General features: G+C 72.8%; 16 protein-coding genes. 4 read left to right on the top strand and 12 right to left on the bottom strand.

All coding sequences use genetic code 11. The annotated features are described in order from the left end of the window. The first annotated feature begins 87 nt into the window (after nucleotides 1–87). Nucleotides 88–594, top strand: a complete 507-nt coding sequence (locus MTF69_RS29360) for a GNAT family N-acetyltransferase (RefSeq protein WP_243339188.1) — start codon at nucleotides 88–90, stop codon at nucleotides 592–594. On the opposite strand, the gene MTF69_RS29355 is transcribed toward MTF69_RS29360, so the two are convergent. The 7 genes from MTF69_RS29355 to MTF69_RS29325 all read right to left on the bottom strand — a co-directional run bounded on the left by MTF69_RS29355 (nucleotide 584) and on the right by MTF69_RS29325 (nucleotide 8078). Further along, complete coding sequence (locus MTF69_RS29355) at nucleotides 584–1585, bottom strand: TIGR03842 family LLM class F420-dependent oxidoreductase (RefSeq protein WP_243339187.1); 1002 nt, start codon at nucleotides 1583–1585, stop codon at nucleotides 584–586. The genes MTF69_RS29360 and MTF69_RS29355 overlap by 11 nt on opposite strands. A 13-nt stretch (nucleotides 1586–1598) precedes the next feature. Then, nucleotides 1599–2987, bottom strand: a complete 1389-nt coding sequence (gene hydA / locus MTF69_RS29350; protein WP_243339186.1) for a dihydropyrimidinase — start codon at nucleotides 2985–2987, stop codon at nucleotides 1599–1601. 160 nt (nucleotides 2988–3147) lie between these two features. Continuing rightward, nucleotides 3148–4443, bottom strand: coding sequence for an aspartate aminotransferase family protein (locus MTF69_RS29345; RefSeq protein ID WP_243339185.1), 1296 nt, complete (start codon nucleotides 4441–4443; stop codon nucleotides 3148–3150). Further along, entirely contained in the window at nucleotides 4440–5282 is an 843-nt protein-coding gene (locus tag MTF69_RS29340) for a nitrilase-related carbon-nitrogen hydrolase (protein ID WP_243339184.1), read from the bottom strand. Before MTF69_RS29340 ends, MTF69_RS29345 begins: the two co-directional genes overlap by 4 nt. Nucleotides 5283–5455: 173 nt before the next feature. Then, a complete protein-coding gene (locus MTF69_RS29335; protein ID WP_243339183.1) occupies nucleotides 5456–7183 on the bottom strand; it encodes a hypothetical protein in 1728 nt (575 codons plus the stop codon). 45 nt (nucleotides 7184–7228) lie between these two features. After that, a complete protein-coding gene (locus MTF69_RS29330) occupies nucleotides 7229–7627 on the bottom strand; it encodes a PPOX class F420-dependent oxidoreductase (protein WP_243339182.1) in 399 nt (132 codons plus the stop codon). Between the two features lie 22 nt (nucleotides 7628–7649). After that, the gene (locus MTF69_RS29325; RefSeq protein ID WP_243339181.1) at nucleotides 7650–8078 is read right to left on the bottom strand and encodes a MarR family winged helix-turn-helix transcriptional regulator; all 429 of its coding nucleotides are present in this window, start codon (nucleotides 8076–8078) and stop codon (nucleotides 7650–7652) included. Nucleotides 8079–8212: 134 nt separating this feature from the next. On the opposite strand from MTF69_RS29325, the gene MTF69_RS29320 reads away from it, so the two are divergent. Then, nucleotides 8213–9097: an MBL fold metallo-hydrolase gene (locus MTF69_RS29320; RefSeq protein WP_243339180.1), complete on the top strand. Its 885-nt coding sequence runs from the start codon at nucleotides 8213–8215 to the stop codon at nucleotides 9095–9097. Here the strand turns inward: MTF69_RS29320 and MTF69_RS29315 are convergent. The 3 genes from MTF69_RS29315 to MTF69_RS29305 form a co-directional block, all read right to left on the bottom strand. After that, nucleotides 9094–9357, bottom strand: coding sequence for a hypothetical protein (locus MTF69_RS29315; RefSeq protein WP_243339179.1), 264 nt, complete (start codon nucleotides 9355–9357; stop codon nucleotides 9094–9096). The two genes, MTF69_RS29320 and MTF69_RS29315, sit on opposite strands and share 4 nt — an antisense overlap. Then, nucleotides 9354–9782: a hypothetical protein gene (locus MTF69_RS29310; RefSeq protein ID WP_243339178.1), complete on the bottom strand. Its 429-nt coding sequence runs from the start codon at nucleotides 9780–9782 to the stop codon at nucleotides 9354–9356. The genes MTF69_RS29315 and MTF69_RS29310 overlap by 4 nt, the downstream gene beginning before the upstream one ends. Nucleotides 9783–9924: 142 nt before the next feature. Further along, the gene (locus MTF69_RS29305; RefSeq protein WP_243339177.1) at nucleotides 9925–10176 is read right to left on the bottom strand and encodes a helix-turn-helix domain-containing protein; all 252 of its coding nucleotides are present in this window, start codon (nucleotides 10174–10176) and stop codon (nucleotides 9925–9927) included. Nucleotides 10177–10240: 64 nt separating this feature from the next. Here MTF69_RS29305 and map point away from each other — a divergent pair, with 64 nt between their 5' ends. Further along, complete coding sequence (gene map, locus MTF69_RS29300) at nucleotides 10241–11008, top strand: type I methionyl aminopeptidase (protein WP_243339176.1); 768 nt, start codon at nucleotides 10241–10243, stop codon at nucleotides 11006–11008. A 3-nt stretch (nucleotides 11009–11011) separates the two neighbouring features. On the opposite strand, the gene ggt is transcribed toward map, so the two are convergent. After that, entirely contained in the window at nucleotides 11012–12811 is a 1800-nt protein-coding gene (gene ggt / locus MTF69_RS29295) for a gamma-glutamyltransferase (protein ID WP_243339175.1), read from the bottom strand. A gap of 101 nt (nucleotides 12812–12912) precedes the next feature. Here ggt and MTF69_RS29290 point away from each other — a divergent pair, with 101 nt between their 5' ends. After that, nucleotides 12913–13638: a hypothetical protein gene (locus MTF69_RS29290; RefSeq protein WP_243339174.1), complete on the top strand. Its 726-nt coding sequence runs from the start codon at nucleotides 12913–12915 to the stop codon at nucleotides 13636–13638. Here the strand turns inward: MTF69_RS29290 and MTF69_RS29285 are convergent. After that, a complete protein-coding gene (locus tag MTF69_RS29285) occupies nucleotides 13598–14854 on the bottom strand; it encodes a cytochrome P450 (protein WP_243339173.1) in 1257 nt (418 codons plus the stop codon). The genes MTF69_RS29290 and MTF69_RS29285 overlap by 41 nt on opposite strands. Nucleotides 14855–14922: the final 68 nt, after the last annotated feature.

The following is a 14922-nucleotide window of genomic DNA, read 5'->3' as shown; positions in this document are numbered from 1 at the left end:
GAACCACGCCGCCGGACGGGCCGGAAGCGAGACTCCGGGCCGAACAATCCCATGGCGGCACAACGGTGAGTGGTGATACTCAGCCTTATGGAAGATCTCGTCACCCAGCGGCTCGTTCTGCACCCCCTCACCGTCGAGGAGGCGCAATCCCTCACGCGGGAGGAGCAGGGGGAACACTCACGGTGGGCGCCCGGCTACCCGGCCGCCGCCGACATCGCCGGCGCCCGGCGCCATGTCGAGACCTGCGCGGCGGAAGGCGATCCTCAGCCGTTCGGCGCCTACGAGATTCGCCGCCGGGAAGACTTCGAGGCCATCGGCGGCCTCGGCTTCCACGGACCGCCCGACGAGGACGGCGCGGTGACCATCGGGTACGGTCTCGTCCCGGCCGCCCAGGGCCGGGGATACGCCGCGGAGGCCCTGCGCGGCCTGCTCGGCTTCGCCCGCGCGCAGGGGGTCCGCCAGGTGCGCGGTGACACGGACCGCGGCAACATCGCCTCGCAGCGCGTGATGGCGGCGGCCGGAATGGAACCGGTGGGAGAGGACGAGCGGCTGAAGTACTACGCCGTTCGATGGCCGGACGCCGTCAGCTGTTGACCGTCGGGATGATGTGCTGTCCGTAGGTGTCGACCACAGCCTCCCGGGCGTCGTGCATGGCGTACACCGCGAACTGGTCGACGCCGAGATCCCGCAGGGCGCGGAGCTTCTCGATGTGGGCCTCGGGCGGGCCGAGCAGGCAGAAGCGGTCGACGATCTCGTCGGGGACGAAGTCGGTGGACGGGTTCCCGGCGCGGCCGTGGTGGCTGTAGTCGTAGCCGTGGCGGGATTTGATGTACTCGGTCAGCTCCTCGGGAACCATCGAGGAGTGCTCGCCGTAACGGGAGACGAGGTCGGCGACGTGGTTGCCGACCATCCCGCCGAACCACCGGCACTGGTCGCGGGCGTGGGCGAGGTCCTCCCCCACGTACGCGGGGGCCGCCACGCAGATGGTGATCGAGTCCGGGTCCCGGCCGGCCTCCACGGCGGCCTGGCGGACCGCCTTGATCATCCACTCGGTGAGGTAGAGGTCGGCGAGCTGGAGGATGAACCCGTCAGCCTTCTGGCCGGCCAGCGCCAGTGCCCTGGGCCCGTACGCGGCCATCCAGACGGGCAGCTTTCCGTCCGTGATCCAGGGGATCCGGATCGGGTTTCCGTCGACCAGCGCCTCCCGGCCCTCCGCCAGGTCCCGGATGACCCCGATGGCCTCGCCGAGCCGGGCCAGGGTGTTGGGCGCGCGCCCGGCGACCCGCATCGCCGAGTCGCCGCGGCCGATCCCGCAGACGGTGCGGTTGCCGAACATGTCGTTCAGCGTCGCGAAGGTGGAGGCGGTCACCTCCCAGGTCCGGGTGCCCGGGTTGGTGACCATCGGACCAACCTGCATGCGCTGCGTGTTGGCCAGGATCTGGCTGTAGATGACGAACGGCTCCTGCCACAGCACCGCCGAGTCGAAGGTCCAGCCGTAGCGGAAGCCATTGCGTTCGGCACGCTTCATCAGGCTGACCACCTGCGAGGCCGGCGGATCGGTCTGGAGGACGAGGCCAAAGTCCATGCGGGGACTCTCCTTACAAGTACTGGCAGGTGGAGCGGTGGACGAAGGCCCCGTGGCCGGCGCTACCGGTGAACTCTCGCCGGTCGATGACCAGTTCACCCCGGGACAGGACCGTGTCGACGCGCCCGGTGATCCGCTTGCCCTCGTACGCCGAGTAGTCCACGTTCATGTGGTGCGTCTCGGCGGAGATGACCTGCTCGGCGTGCGGATCGTAGAGGACGATGTCGGCGTCGGAACCCGGAGCGATCGTGCCCTTCTGCGGGTAGAGGCCGAACATCCGGGCCGGGGTCGCGCATGCGATCTCGATCCAGCGACGGCGGCTGATGTGCCCGTCCAGGACCGCCTGGTGGAGCAGGTCCATGCGGTTCTCCACCCCCGGCAGCCCGTTGGGGATCTTCGAGAAGTCGCCGCGGCCCAGCTCCTTCTGGCCCCGGAAGCAGAACGGGCAATGATCGGTGGAGACCACCTGGAGGTCGTTCGTCCGCAGGCCGCGCCACAGCGCCGCCTGGTGCTCGCGCGGGCGCAGAGGAGTCGAGCAGACGTACTTCGCGCCCTGGAAGTCCGGCTCCGCCAGGTTGTCGGTGGACAGGAACAGGTACTGCGGGCACGTCTCACCGAAGACCGGCAGGCCCTTGTCCCGGGCCGCCGCCAGCTCCGCGACCGCCTCCTCCGCCGAGACGTGCACCACGTACAGCGGGGCACCGGCCACCCGCGCCAGCTGGATCGCCCGGTGCGTGGCCTCCGCCTCCAGCAGGACCTTGCGCACCTCGCCGTGGTGGCGGGGGTCCGTCTCCCCGCGCGCCAGGGCCTGTTCGACCAGGACGTCGATCGCGATGCCGTTCTCGGCGTGCATCATGATCAGCCCGCCGTTCCCGGAGGCCCGCTGCATCGCCCGCAGGATCTGCCCGTCATCCGAATAGAACACGCCCGGATATGCCATGAACAATTTGAACGAACTGACGCCTTCTTCGACGAGTCCGTCCATTTCCTTGAGGGAGTGCTCATTGACGTCCGACACGATCATGTGGAAGGCGTAGTCGATCGCGCATTGCCCGTCGGCCTTCGCGTACCAATGGTCCAGGCCCTCCCGGAGCGAGTGCCCGGGTGTCTGCACCGCGAAGTCGACGATCGTCGTCGTCCCGCCCCAGGCGGCGGCCCGTGTTCCGGTCTCGAACGTGTCCGACGCGAAGGTGCCGCCGAACGGCAGCTCCATATGCGTGTGCGCGTCGACCCCGCCCGGGATCACATACTTCCGCGAGGCGTCGATCACCCGGTCGGCGGTCCACTGCTGACTGCCTGCTGACGCCATCGCCACGACACGGCCGTCCTCGATCAGGACATCCGCATGCAACTCGTCGGAAGCCGTGACTACAAGGCCACCGGTAATGAGAGTTCTGGTCATGCCCGAGAAATCCCTTCGCCTTGCAACTCCGAACAAAGAGGGCCGCCGACCGGAACACCGCAATGATGGAAATGCCCCGGTCGGCGGTAAAACCAGTTACGACGCCGGCGACCCACACCACTGGGCCTCGCGTCGCTCAGCACGTACGTCTCCCCCGGTGTCAGTTGAGGCTTCTGAGGGCCTCGGCGAGGATCTCGGCGCCCTCTTCCGCCTCGGCGACGGTGAGGGAGAGCGGCGGCGCGATGCGCAGCACGCTGGTGTTGTGGCTGCCGCCCTTGCCGAGCAGCAGGCCGCCGGCCCGGGCGGCCTCCAGTACGGCGGCGGCCGCGTCCGGGTCGGCCTGGTCGGTGCCGGGTTTCGTCAGCTCCAGGCCGGCCATCAGGCCCCGGCCGCGTACCTCCCGTACGGCGGGCACGGTCGCGGCGATGGCCCGCAGCCGCTCCAGCAGGAGGCCGCCGACGCGGCGGGCGTTGCCCTGAAGGTCGTGTTCGAGGAGGTAGGCGAGGTTGGCGACGCCGGCGGCCATGGTGACCGGGGAACCGCCGAAGGTGGAGATGGAGTTGGAGTCGAGGCAGTTCATCACCTCGGCGCGGGCCACGACTCCGCCGATGGACATGCCGTTGCCGATGCCCTTGGCGAAGGTGATGATGTCCGGCGGGCCGTTCTGGGCGTGGGCCTGCCAGCCCCAGAAGTGTTCGCCGGTACGGCCCCAGCCGGTCTGCACCTCGTCGCTGATCCAGAGGATGCCGTGCCGGTCGAGGACCTCGCGGAAGGCCCCGTAGAGCCCGTCGGGCGGTGAGGTGAAGCCGCCCACGCCCTGGATCGGCTCGGCGATGAGCGCCGCGACCCCGCCCCGGGCCTGGCCCAGTACGTCTTCCAGGTCGGCGACGGCCGCGGCGGTGAAGGCGGTGTCGTCGAGGTGGGCGAAGGGGCCGCGGGTGCGGACGGCGCCGTGGACGTAGTACGTCTGGAGCGGCGAGAGGCTGGTCGGGGACCAGCCGCGGTTGCCGGTGATCGAGACGGTCGAGAAGGACCGGCCGTGGTAGCTGTTGCGCATCGCCAGGATCTGGTTGGAGCGGCGGTACGTCGTCGCGAGCAGCAGGGCGGTGTCGTTGGCCTCGGTGCCGGAGGTGGTGAAGAAGACCCGGGCGTCGGGGATGCCGGACAACGCCGAGACGCGCTCGGCCAGTTCGATCATCGGGCGGTTGAGGTAGAGGGTGGAGGAGTGGATGATCCGCCCGGCCTGTTCGGATACGGCTTTGGTGACCTCAGGCAGGGCGTGGGCGGTCATCGTGGTGAGGATGCCGCCGAAGAAGTCCAGGTAGCGGTTGCCGTCCGCGTCCCAGACGTGGCGGCCCTCGCCGTGGGTGAGTTCGAGGGGGCGGTCGTAGTAGAGCGCGAGCCAGTCGGGCAGGACGGAGCGGTGCCGGCTGTGCAGGGGGATCGGGTTGGTCACGGCTGTACGAGTCCTCCGTAGGCGTCGGGGCGGCGGTCGCGGTAGAAGGCCCACTGGTCGCGGACCTCCTTGATGAGGTCGAAGTCGAGGTCGCGGACGAGGAGTTCCTCTTCCTTGTCGCTGGCGACGTCCCCGACGAACTGGCCGCGCGGGTCGACGAAGTAGCTGGTGCCGTAGAAGTCGTTGTCGCCGTACTCCTCCTGGCCGACGCGGTTGATCGCGGCGACGAAGTACTCGTTGGCGACGGCGGAGGCGGGCTGCTCCAGCTGCCACAGGTACCCGGACAGGCCGCGGGAGGTGGCGGAGGGATTGTAGACCAACTGTGCGCCGTTCAGGCCCAGTTCGCGCCAGCCCTCCGGGAAGTGCCGGTCGTAGCAGATGTAGACGCCGACCCGGCCGACGGCGGTGTCGAAGACGGGGAAGCCGAGGTTGCCCGGGCGGAAGTAGTACTTCTCCCAGAATCCCCTGACCTGGGGGATGTGGTGCTTGCGGTACTTGCCGAGGTAGCTGCCGTCGGCGTCGATGACCGCGGCGGTGTTGTAGTAGAGGCCCTCGGACTCCAGCTCGAAGACCGGTACGACGATCACCATGCCGGTCTCGCGGGCGAGGGCCTGCATCCGCTGGACGGTGGGGCCGTTGGGGACGGCCTCGGCCCAGCGGTAGTGCTCGGGCTCCTGGACCTGGCAGAAGTAGGGGGCGTTGAAGACTTCCTGGAAGCCGATGATCTGCGCACCCTGGGCGGCGGCCCGGCGGGCGTGCTCCTCGTGTTTGGCGATCATCGACTCGGTGTCTCCGGTCCAGGTGGCCTGGACGAGTGCGGCGCGGACGACTTGGGCCATGAGCTGCTCCTCGCGACGGGTACGCCGGCTTCTACGCACGTAGAGGGTGTACGACGGCTGCGCGTAGGGAGTTGAAGGTAGGCCTCGGCCAGGCCCGGGGCAAGACCGCGTTGCGCGGTTGGAGTAGTCGATCAGCAAACGCAGGAGTTACGCCGGCACGTGGTCGTTTCCGGTCAGGCGACGGGCAGATTCGCGACGCGAAGGGCGTGCAACAGGTCACGGTGGTGAGCCCCCGAGAGGGCTTCGGCGGCGTGGAGCAGCCGGGGCGCGAACCACCGGGGGTCCCGGCGGGCGAGCCGGGCGGACTCCTCGGCGGTGCGGACCCGGACGAAGGCGGCGAGCAGCGCGTCGGCCTCGGGGGCGTGGCCGGCCTCCGCGAGCACGAGGGCCGCCTCGGCGATCTCGGCGGCCGGGCGGGCCGCGCCCTGGCGCAGCAGGGCGTCGCGGTCGGCCGGCCCGAGTGCGGCCGCGGCCGCGGCGAACCGGGCGGGCGGCAGCGAGGCCGCCTCCCAGAGCAGGGTGGCCCAGTCCGCGGCCAGCCCGGCCCGCCGCAGCTCCTCCCCCAGCCGGACCAGCCGCTCGGCGGGCCCGGCGGCGGCCTCACAGAGCAGCACGTGCGCCTCCCCGCTGCGCCCCTGCCCCCGCATGGCCGCGAGCCCCTCCACGAAGTCACCGGCAGCCCCGGCCCACGGGTCGGACGCGCCGTGCGGGCCGCCGCCGCCTGGGTGCCCGCCCGTACCCCCGGCCCCGGCGTGGCCGCCCAGCCCCGGCGCGGCGGACACCTGCGCGGGGCCCGGCCGTGCGGGGCCCGGCCCTGCGGAGCCCGGGCGGCCGGGCTCGTGCCGGGCCCCCCGGGCCAGGCCCGCCTGCCCGGCCCCGCCCGCCGACGCCTCCTGTTCCCGTGCCGGATCCCCCGCCGGTGCGGGCTCGGCCGCCGGGCGGGCGGGCGGCCCGAAGCGGGCGCCGCGCAGGGGCGTGGCGGACGGCGGCTGTCCCGGGGGCATGGCGACGGCCCGGGCTTCGGGCGCGGCCGCGCCCGCGTACCGGGCCCGGTGGCTGCGCCGCGCACCGCGCAGCCACCGCCCCTCGGCCCGCCCGACGGGCTCCCGCGACGCTTCGGGCACCGGACCCGAGATCGCGTCCGACATCGCGTCCGACGGCGCGCCCGAGGTCGCGCCCGAGGTCTCGTTCCGGGCGGCATCCGCGGGCGCCTCGGCCCACTGCGCATCCCGGGACCCCGCCTGCGCGCCCTCCCGCATCCCTCCCCGCGGACCCGGCCACCCTGCGGCGGGCACCGCGCCCGGCGACGTCGCGGTGCGCTGTGCGGGCACCCCGTTCAGGGGCTCCGGCCACGCCGGCGGCGGGTACGCGGGCCAGTCGGCCCCCGGGAGGCCGGGGGCCGGGGTCACCGCCTCCAGGCGGGTCGTCAGGTCCTCGTGGCGGGCGGTCGCGCGGGCCTCGTCGTCCCGGGTCCAGGAGAGTTCCCGGGACAGGGCCTGCGCCTGCGCCGGGTCCGTCGTTTCCGCGAGCCGCGCCGACAGCGCGCCCAGGGCCGCCCGGGCCCGGGCCCGCTGCTCGGCGGCCGACGCGAGCAGCGTGCGCAGTTCCTCGGTCCCGCCCGGCAGCCGGTCCCAGACGCCGACGGCCGCGGCCCGCAGTCCGGCCGCGTACTGCGTCTCCCGCGCGAGCGCCCCCGGGCCCGCCGATGCCGCCAAGTCCCCCAGCAGGGACTCCAGTACGTCCCAGGGCGGCATCGCGGCTCCGTCCAGGCAGGCCCGCATTCCCTCCGGGTCCCGCCGCAGGAACTCCCCGTACCAGCCTGCCCCGGGATCCAGCCGCTGCGTCAATCCCCGCATGTATCCGGAGAGTTGGCCGATCACCTGCGAAGTCGCGGTCTCCATCCCCGCATTGGATCCCATCCGTGTTACGGGCGGGCTACAGGAGTCTCAAAGCTTGGCGGCGGGCGGGGCAAGCGTGACCGCGATCGCGGTGTGCGGGCGCTCGCGCCGGACCACGGCGGCCGGCACGTCCAGCATCCAGAACTGCCAGGTGTACTTGCGCGTCATCAGCTTCCGCACCCGCTTGAGCCCCGTCGCGTCCAGCACCCGCGCCTCGCCCTCGGCGGCCACGGCCCCGTCGGCCACCCGTCCGCGTACGTCGCAGGCCACGACCGTGACCCGCCCGTTGTTGCGGATGCGCTTCACCTTCCACGCGTCGTTGCGCGTCCACATGTACAGCTCGCCGCCGTCCGCCACCGCCCACACCGGCGTGGCCACCGGCGTGCCGTCCTTGCGGAAGGTGGTGAGACTGACGTACCTCGCTCGGCCCAGTTCCTCGATCATCATGTACCTGACCCTACGCGGTCCGTCACCGGGCGGTGACGGCCCGTTCCAACAGGGCGCGCAGCACGCCCTGCTCCTCCGGGGCGAGCCCGGACACCGGCGAGTCCACGGAGAGGAGATCGAGGAGCCGGGTGCGCAGGGCGGCGCCCTCGGGCGTGAGGACGAGCTGCTTGGCGCGGCGGTCGGTGGGGTGCGGGTGCCGCTCGATCAGGAGCTGCTTCTCCAGCTTGTCGACGACGAAGGTGGCGTTGGATGGCTCGCAGCTCATGCGCTCGGCGAGTTCCCGCATGGTCATCGGCCCGCTCATCTCCCGCAACGCGGTCGCCTGGGAGGCGGTCAGGCCCAGGGTGGCGGCGCGTTCCCGCACGTGCTCGGCGATCCGGTGGGCCAGTCCGTCCACCAGCCCGCACAGCTGGCGCTCGGCGATGGCCTGGAGCTCGGGAGGCGTGGTCATGGCGCCAGTTTAACAAATGACTCAAGCCAGAATATTTACAGCTTGAATGATTTGAACTTGATGCTTATGGTTGGCCTCGCCACCCCGGCGGACCGGCCGGCGGCGGCCTGACGACGACTCGCAAGGGAGCCCCCATGCCCGAATTGACGACGGCGCGCGACGAACGGCTGAACCGGCCCGCGGGCATCCGCTCGCTGTGGCTGGGCGACACGAAGGTCTCGTACGTACCGGACGGCGACGTGCGGCTGCGGCCGCTGCCGCTGCTCCCGGACACCACCGACGAGGTGTGGACCGCCCACCCGGAGTACCTGGACGCCGCGGGGCACCTCGTGGCGAGCGTCGGCGGCCTGCTGGTGGAGCACGGCGGCCGCGCACTGCTGATCGACGCGGGCTTCGGCCCGCAGACGCTCCGGTCCCCGGACGGCCCCGTAGGCGTGATCCACGGAGGCGCGCTCCCCGGCAGCCTGGCCGAACTCGGCCTCGCCCCCGGGGACATCGAAGCGGTGGCCTTCACCCACCTCCACTCCGATCACATCGGCTGGGCCATCCACCCTTCCCCCGACGACGAGCTGCCCCTCTTCCCCCGCGCCGAGTACCTGATCGCCGGGCCCGAGTGGGACCGGCTCGACCTCCTGGCGGCCGAGGGCACGACCGAGCGGGTCGCCGCCCTCGCGCCGCGCGTGCGCACGCTTGGCGACGGGGAGGAGATCTTCCCCGGGGTACGCGTGCGGATCACCCCCGGCCACACCGTCGGGCACGCCGAGTACGTCATCACCGGGGGCGGCCGGCGCCTGATCGCCTTCGGTGACGCCGTGCATTCGCCGATCCAGATCGACCACCCCGACTGGTCCTCGGCCTTCGACCACGACCTCGCCCGGACCGCCGTCCACCGCCGCCGGCTCGTCGCCGAACTGGCGGAGCCCGGCACCATCGGCTTCGGCGTCCACTTCGCCGACGTGATCTTCGGGCACGTCCGGCAGGACGGCGACGGCCCGGCCTGGCACCCGGTCGACGCCTAGGCCGCCCAGGAGGTGTCTAAGGAGTTCCGTACGGCAGGTCGACCCCTCGGGCCTCGGCGGCCGAGCCGGCGGTAGAAGGGATGGGACCGCTCCAGCCCCTCGGCCATCGCTTCCCGGGATTCGACCACGCCGGCGCCCCGGTCGTCGAGGATCATGCCCGGCACCCCCCACAGACCGGCCGCCGCCCGGGCGCCGTAGGAGGTGAGGGTGGCGGCGTAGCGCGCGAGATAGTCGTCGATCTCGGCTTGGATGCCGTTCACGCCACCTCCCCGTGGGTGAGGGTCTCCCACGCCACGAACAGGTCGTCCGTCCCGGCCGGGCGCGTCTTCTCGACCAGCTCGCGGGTGTACGGGAGTTTCGCGCCCGCCCGCACCGCGTAGTGCTGGAGCGCCACTTCCAGGTCCGGGCCCATCGTGCGCTCCAGCGTGCCGCCGCGTGCCTTGCGGGCGTGGGCGGCCTTGCCGTTCACCGACCACAGCAGGGCGTGGGTGTACGCGGCGATCGCGTCCTGCCGTTCGTCCAGGCACGACCGGGGCCCCGACTTGAAGGGGCAGGGCACCACGTCGCCCGGGTCCTTGGCGTGGGCCCGGCCCTCGGGGGCGGCGCACGCCGCGAGCAGCAGGCCGCCCGCGAGGAGGGCGCCCAGGAGTCCGAGGCCGATTCGCTTGGATGCGGATGCGTTCATGTCTGACACGCCTTCACGCTTGCCCCGCGCTCCGGCGCTCCCACCGCCGATTGGGCCGTTCGGCCGCCGGGCCCGCCCTAACGGCACGCCGAGAGGCGGGCCCGGCGGCCGAACGGCCGCGGCCCGCCCGCTCCCCCCGGCCTCACACGGGCACGAGGGCGCAGCGCCGCATCACTTCGTCCAGGGAGAGCCCCAGAGCTCCGGCGAGGGCGGCGACGGTGAAGAAGGCCGGGGTCGGAGCCCTGCCGGTCTCGATCTTGCGGAGGGTCTCGGCGGAGAGCCCGGCGCTGGCCGCGACCTCGACCATGCTGCGGCCGCCGCGGGCCGTGCGCAACAGGGCGCCCAGCCGCTCGCCGCGCTCGCGCTCTTCAGGGGTGAGAGGGGTACGGACCATGAGGTCATCCTACCCCGGAGACCAATAAGTATCCCGTTACAGTTATACCGGTATAGTTATTGGCATGGTGGAACTGAAGACAGACCGATCGATCGACCAGATGCGCGCCGCCGGCCGCGTCGTCGCGCACGCCCTCGCCGCCGTCCGGGACCGGGCCGCCGTCGGGGTCTCCCTGCTGGAGCTCGACCTGGCCGCGCGCGAGGTGCTCCGCGAGGCCGGCGCGAGCTCGCCCTTCCTCGGCTACCGGCCGCGGTTCGCGCCGGTCCCCTTCCCGGCCGTGATCTGCGCGTCCGTCAACGACGCGATCGTGCACGGCATCCCCGACGGCTACCGGCTGCGCGACGGCGACCTGGTCAGCATCGACTGCGGTGCGAAACTGGGCGGCTGGGTCGGCGACGCGGCCGTCAGCTTCACCGTGGGCCGGGCCCGCCCCGCCGACCTGCGGCTCATCTCGACCTCCGAGGCGGCCCTCGCGGCGGGCATCGCCGCCGCCCGGCCCGGCAACCGCGTCGGCGACATCGCCCACGCCATCGGCAGCGTCTGCCGCGCCGCCGGGTACGGCATCCCCGACGGCTTCGGTGGCCACGGCGTCGGACGCTCCATGCACGAGGAGCCGGGCGTGCCCAACGAGGGCCCGGCGGGGCAGGGTACGAAGCTGCGCGCCGGCATGGTGATCGCCATCGAGCCGATGCTGATCGCGGGCGGCACGGACGACTACGCCTGCGACGCCGACGGCTGGACCCTGCGGACCGTCGACGGCAGCCGCGCCGCGCACTCCGAGCACACGGTCGCGATCACCGCCGCCGGTCCGAGGATCCTCACCGCTCTGTAAGGGCTACTGCTCCCCGCTCGGGTGCACCACCATCGCCGACCCGCCGCCCCGCCGGGTCGTCTCGGCCGCGGCCAGCCACCGCCCGTCGGGCAGCCGCTGGACCGCGGTGGCCGCGCCGATCTCCGGGTTCTGCCGGAAGCCCTGCCCGAGGGCCGCCAGCTCGGCGCGGACCGGGCTGTTCCACAGGCCCGGCTCCAGCTCGGTGGTGGTCTGGTTGCGCTGGCTGGCCCGCGGCGCGGCGATGGCCTCGACCAGCGGCAGCCCGCGGTCCAGGTGCCCGGTCAGGACCTGGAGCACCGTGGTGATGATGGTCGCCCCGCCCGGGGAGCCCAGCGCCAGCACCGGGCGTCCGTCCTCCAGCACGATGGTCGGGGACATCGACGAGCGCGGCCGCTTGCCGGGGCCCGGCAGGTTGGGGTCGGGGACGCCGGGCGCCGCCGGGGCGAAGGAGAAGTCGGTCAGCTCGTTGTTGAGCAGGAAGCCGCGCCCCGGGACGGTGATGGCGCTGCCGCCGGTCGACTCGATGGTCAGCGTGTAGGAGACCACGTTGCCCCAGCGGTCGGCGACGGTCAGGTGCGTGGTGTTCTCCCCCTCGAACGTGGTCGGGGCGGCCTGCCCGCCGCCGCCGCAGGCGACCGGATTGCGGGGATCACCGGGAGCCAGCGGGCTGGTCAGCGCCTTGGCCGGGTCGATGAGGCAGCCGCGCGAGTCCGCGTAACTCTGCGAGAGCAGCTCCTTCGTGGGGACGTCCTCGGCGGCCGGGTCGCCGACCCAGCGGCCCCGGTCGGCGAAGGAGATCCGGGAGGACTCGATGAAGCGGTGCAGGTACTGGGCTTCGGTGAGCGAAGCGAGGTCGGTGCGCTCCAGGATGTTCAGCGCCTCGCCGACGGTGGTGCCGCCGGAGGAGGACGGGGCCATGCTGTACACGTCCAGGCCGCGGTAGCCGACCCGGGTCGGGTCCTGCCGCTTGGTCGCGTACGCGCGCAGGTCCCCGGTGGTCAGATCGCCGGAGCGGACCACGCGGGTGGCGGCCGGGTCCACCGGGGGCGTGCGCACGGCCCGGACGATGTCCTCGGCCAGCGGGCCCCGGTAGAGCGCGCCCGCGCCCTTGCGGCCGAGCTCGGCGTACGTGGCGGCCAGGTCGGGGTTCTTGAAGGTGGAGCCGACCACCGGGAGGGCCCCGCCGGGCAGGAAGAGATTCCTCGTGTCGGGGAAGTCCCGGAAGCGGGCCTGGTTGCTCTCGGTCTGGGCCCGGAAGGTGGAGTCCACGGTGAAGCCCTCGCGGGCCAGCTTCTCGGCGGGCTTGAGGAGTTGGCCGAGCGGACGGGTGCCCCAGGACTCCAGCGCGCTCTGCCAGGTCGCCGGGGTGCCGGGGACTCCGACGCCGCGGCCGCTGGTCTGGCCCTCGGCGAAGGGGATGGGCAGGCCGTTCTCCTGGAACAGCGCGGCGGTGGCCGTCGCCGGAGCGGTCTCGCGGCCGTCGATGGTGCGCACCCGGCCGGACCGGGCGTCGTAGTACACGAAGTAGCCGCCCCCGCCGATGCCGGCGGAGTACGGCTCGGTGACCCCCAGCGCGGCCGCCGTCGCCACGGCGGCGTCCACGGCGTTGCCTCCGGAGCGCAGGACGGCGATGCCGACCGCGCTGGCGTCGGCGTCGACGCTGGCGACGGCTCCGCGGTAGCCGGCGGCGACCGGGACCTTCGGCGGGGTGTCGGTCTGCGACGGCGGGGCGTCCGCCCCGGTCGAGACGAGCGCCCCGGCGAGCGCGACGAGCGCTAACTGACGTGCGGCGGGACCACGCATTCGGTTCCTCCAGTCGACTGCCTGTCAGACCTTGGAGCGGCAGCGTAACTTCCTTGCACCCACCGCGTCATGAAGGCGGCGTGACGACTACCATCCGCCGCATGAATGACGACGTCCGCAACATCGTGCTCGGGGTGATAGCCACCGCATGCAGCGGCGGGTTCGGCTGGTTCACCCGGACCTACCTGTGGCGCCGTGCACTGCGCCGCAAGCAGGCCTTCTTCGGCCTGCCGACCGGCTCCGACTGCCTGTTCGTGGTCAACCGGCACATGAGCGGCAGCGAGGGGTCGGTGAACCGCAAGGACGCCTTCGCCCTGCTGGAGATCGCCGGACTGATCAAGGACTGCGGGGCGAACCTGCAGATCGTCACCCATGACGGGGCCCGCCAAGGCTTCGGCGAGCGCGCCGAGTTCTGTGTCGGCGGACCCGTCTCCAACGCCCGGACCGCGGCCCACCTGACCTCCATGCTGCCGGGAGTCCACTTCGACGACAGCCGTGAGCGCTCTCCGGAGCGGGGCGCGCTCACCCTCGGCGGGGAGAAGTACCGCTGGCAGGAGGGCCTGGTCGAGCACGTCCTGCTGGCCCGGCTGACGGCGGGCTCGGGGACGCGGCCGGTGTTCCTCATGGCGGGCCAGACCGCCAACAGCAATCACGCCGCGGCCCGTTACCTCGCCAGACACCACACGTCGCTGGCCCGCGCCTACGGCCAGGACTCCTTCTGCCTCCTGCTGAAAGTGATCAACTCCGACGCCTACGGCCCCGACGTGACCGAACTGGTCGCCGACGTCACCCGGCCGGCCCGGACACCCGCAGCGGCAGCCGTGTGATCCCGTTGATGAAGTTCGACACCAACCGGCGTGGCGGGCCCGCCAGTTCCGGTACCGGCATGGCGGCCACCCACTCCTCGTAGAGGACGCGGAGCTGGAGCCGGGCGAAGTGCGCGCCGAGGCACACGTGCGGGCCGTCGCCGAAGGAGACGTGCGGGTTGGGGGCGCGGCCGAGGTCGAGGCGGCCGGGGTCGGCGAAGACGCGCTCGTCGTGGTTGGCGGAGGCGTGGAAGACCACCACCTTGTCGCCGGCCCGGATCCGCTGTCCGGCGAGCTCGGTGTCGGCGGCGGCGGTGCGGCGAAAGCTCAGCACCGGCGGGTGGACGCGCAGGAGCTCCTCGACGGCCCGGTCCGAGGGGGCCCGGCCGTCGGCGAGTCCGGCGTAGGCGTCCGGGTCGAGGGCCAGGGCGAGCAGGCCGCCGGGCGCGGCGCTGCGCACGGTGTCGTTGCCCGCGACGGTGAGCAGGAAGAAGAACATCTCCAGCTCCGCGTCCTGCAGTCCGGCGAGCGCGAGGGTGGTCATCACGTCGTCGCCGGGGCGGGCCCTTTTCCGGGCGGCCAGTTCGCGGGCGTACGCGAACATCTCCCCCAGCAGCGCGGGCGAGCGCGGGTTCAGCGGCTTCCCGTCCGGGCCGGTCAGCGGGGGCGGGGCGTCCTCGGGATCCTGGTAGCCGATGATCCGTACGGTCCACTCCAGCAGCAGCCCCCGGTCGGCGGCCGGGACGCCCAGCAGGTCGGTGAGGTTCAGCAGCGCGTACTCGTCGGTGACGGTGCGCACCACGTCGGCGGCCCCGTCCTCGGCGCCGTCGCGGGCGGCGCGCAGCAGCGTACGGGCGCGGCCGCGGACCCGGTCGGCGAAGGCGTCGACGCGGGCCGGGGTGAAGGCGCGGGCCACGGTGCGGCGCAGGGTCCCGTGCCCGGGGGGATCCTGGTTGAGCATGGTGCGGCGCAGGAAGGGCAGGTCGGCCGGGTCGGGGTCGCGGATCTGGGTGGCGCCCAGGTGCGAGGAGTACGTGCGGTGGTCGCGCAGGACCCGGACCACGTCGGCGTGCCGGGTGACGGCCCAGAAGCCGGGGCCGGCGGGCCAGCCGAGCACCTCCGGCTCGCTCTGCCAGGCCACCGGCCGGTGGTCGCGCAGCAGCCGGTAGCGCTCGTACGGGACGCCTTCGGCGTACAGGCGCGGGTCGAAGACGTCGGGGGCCGGTCCTTGGTCCATGCGCCACACGGTGGCGGGGAGCGGCCCGGCCCGCAAGGGGCCGGGCGGGGCACAGCGAGCCCCGGCCG

The sequence above is a fragment of the Streptomyces sp. AP-93 genome, assembly GCF_022808175.1.
GTDB lineage: Bacteria > Actinomycetota > Actinomycetes > Streptomycetales > Streptomycetaceae > Streptomyces.
The sequence above is the reverse complement of the archived record's forward strand: the minus strand, read 5'-3'. Positions and strand labels throughout refer to the sequence as shown.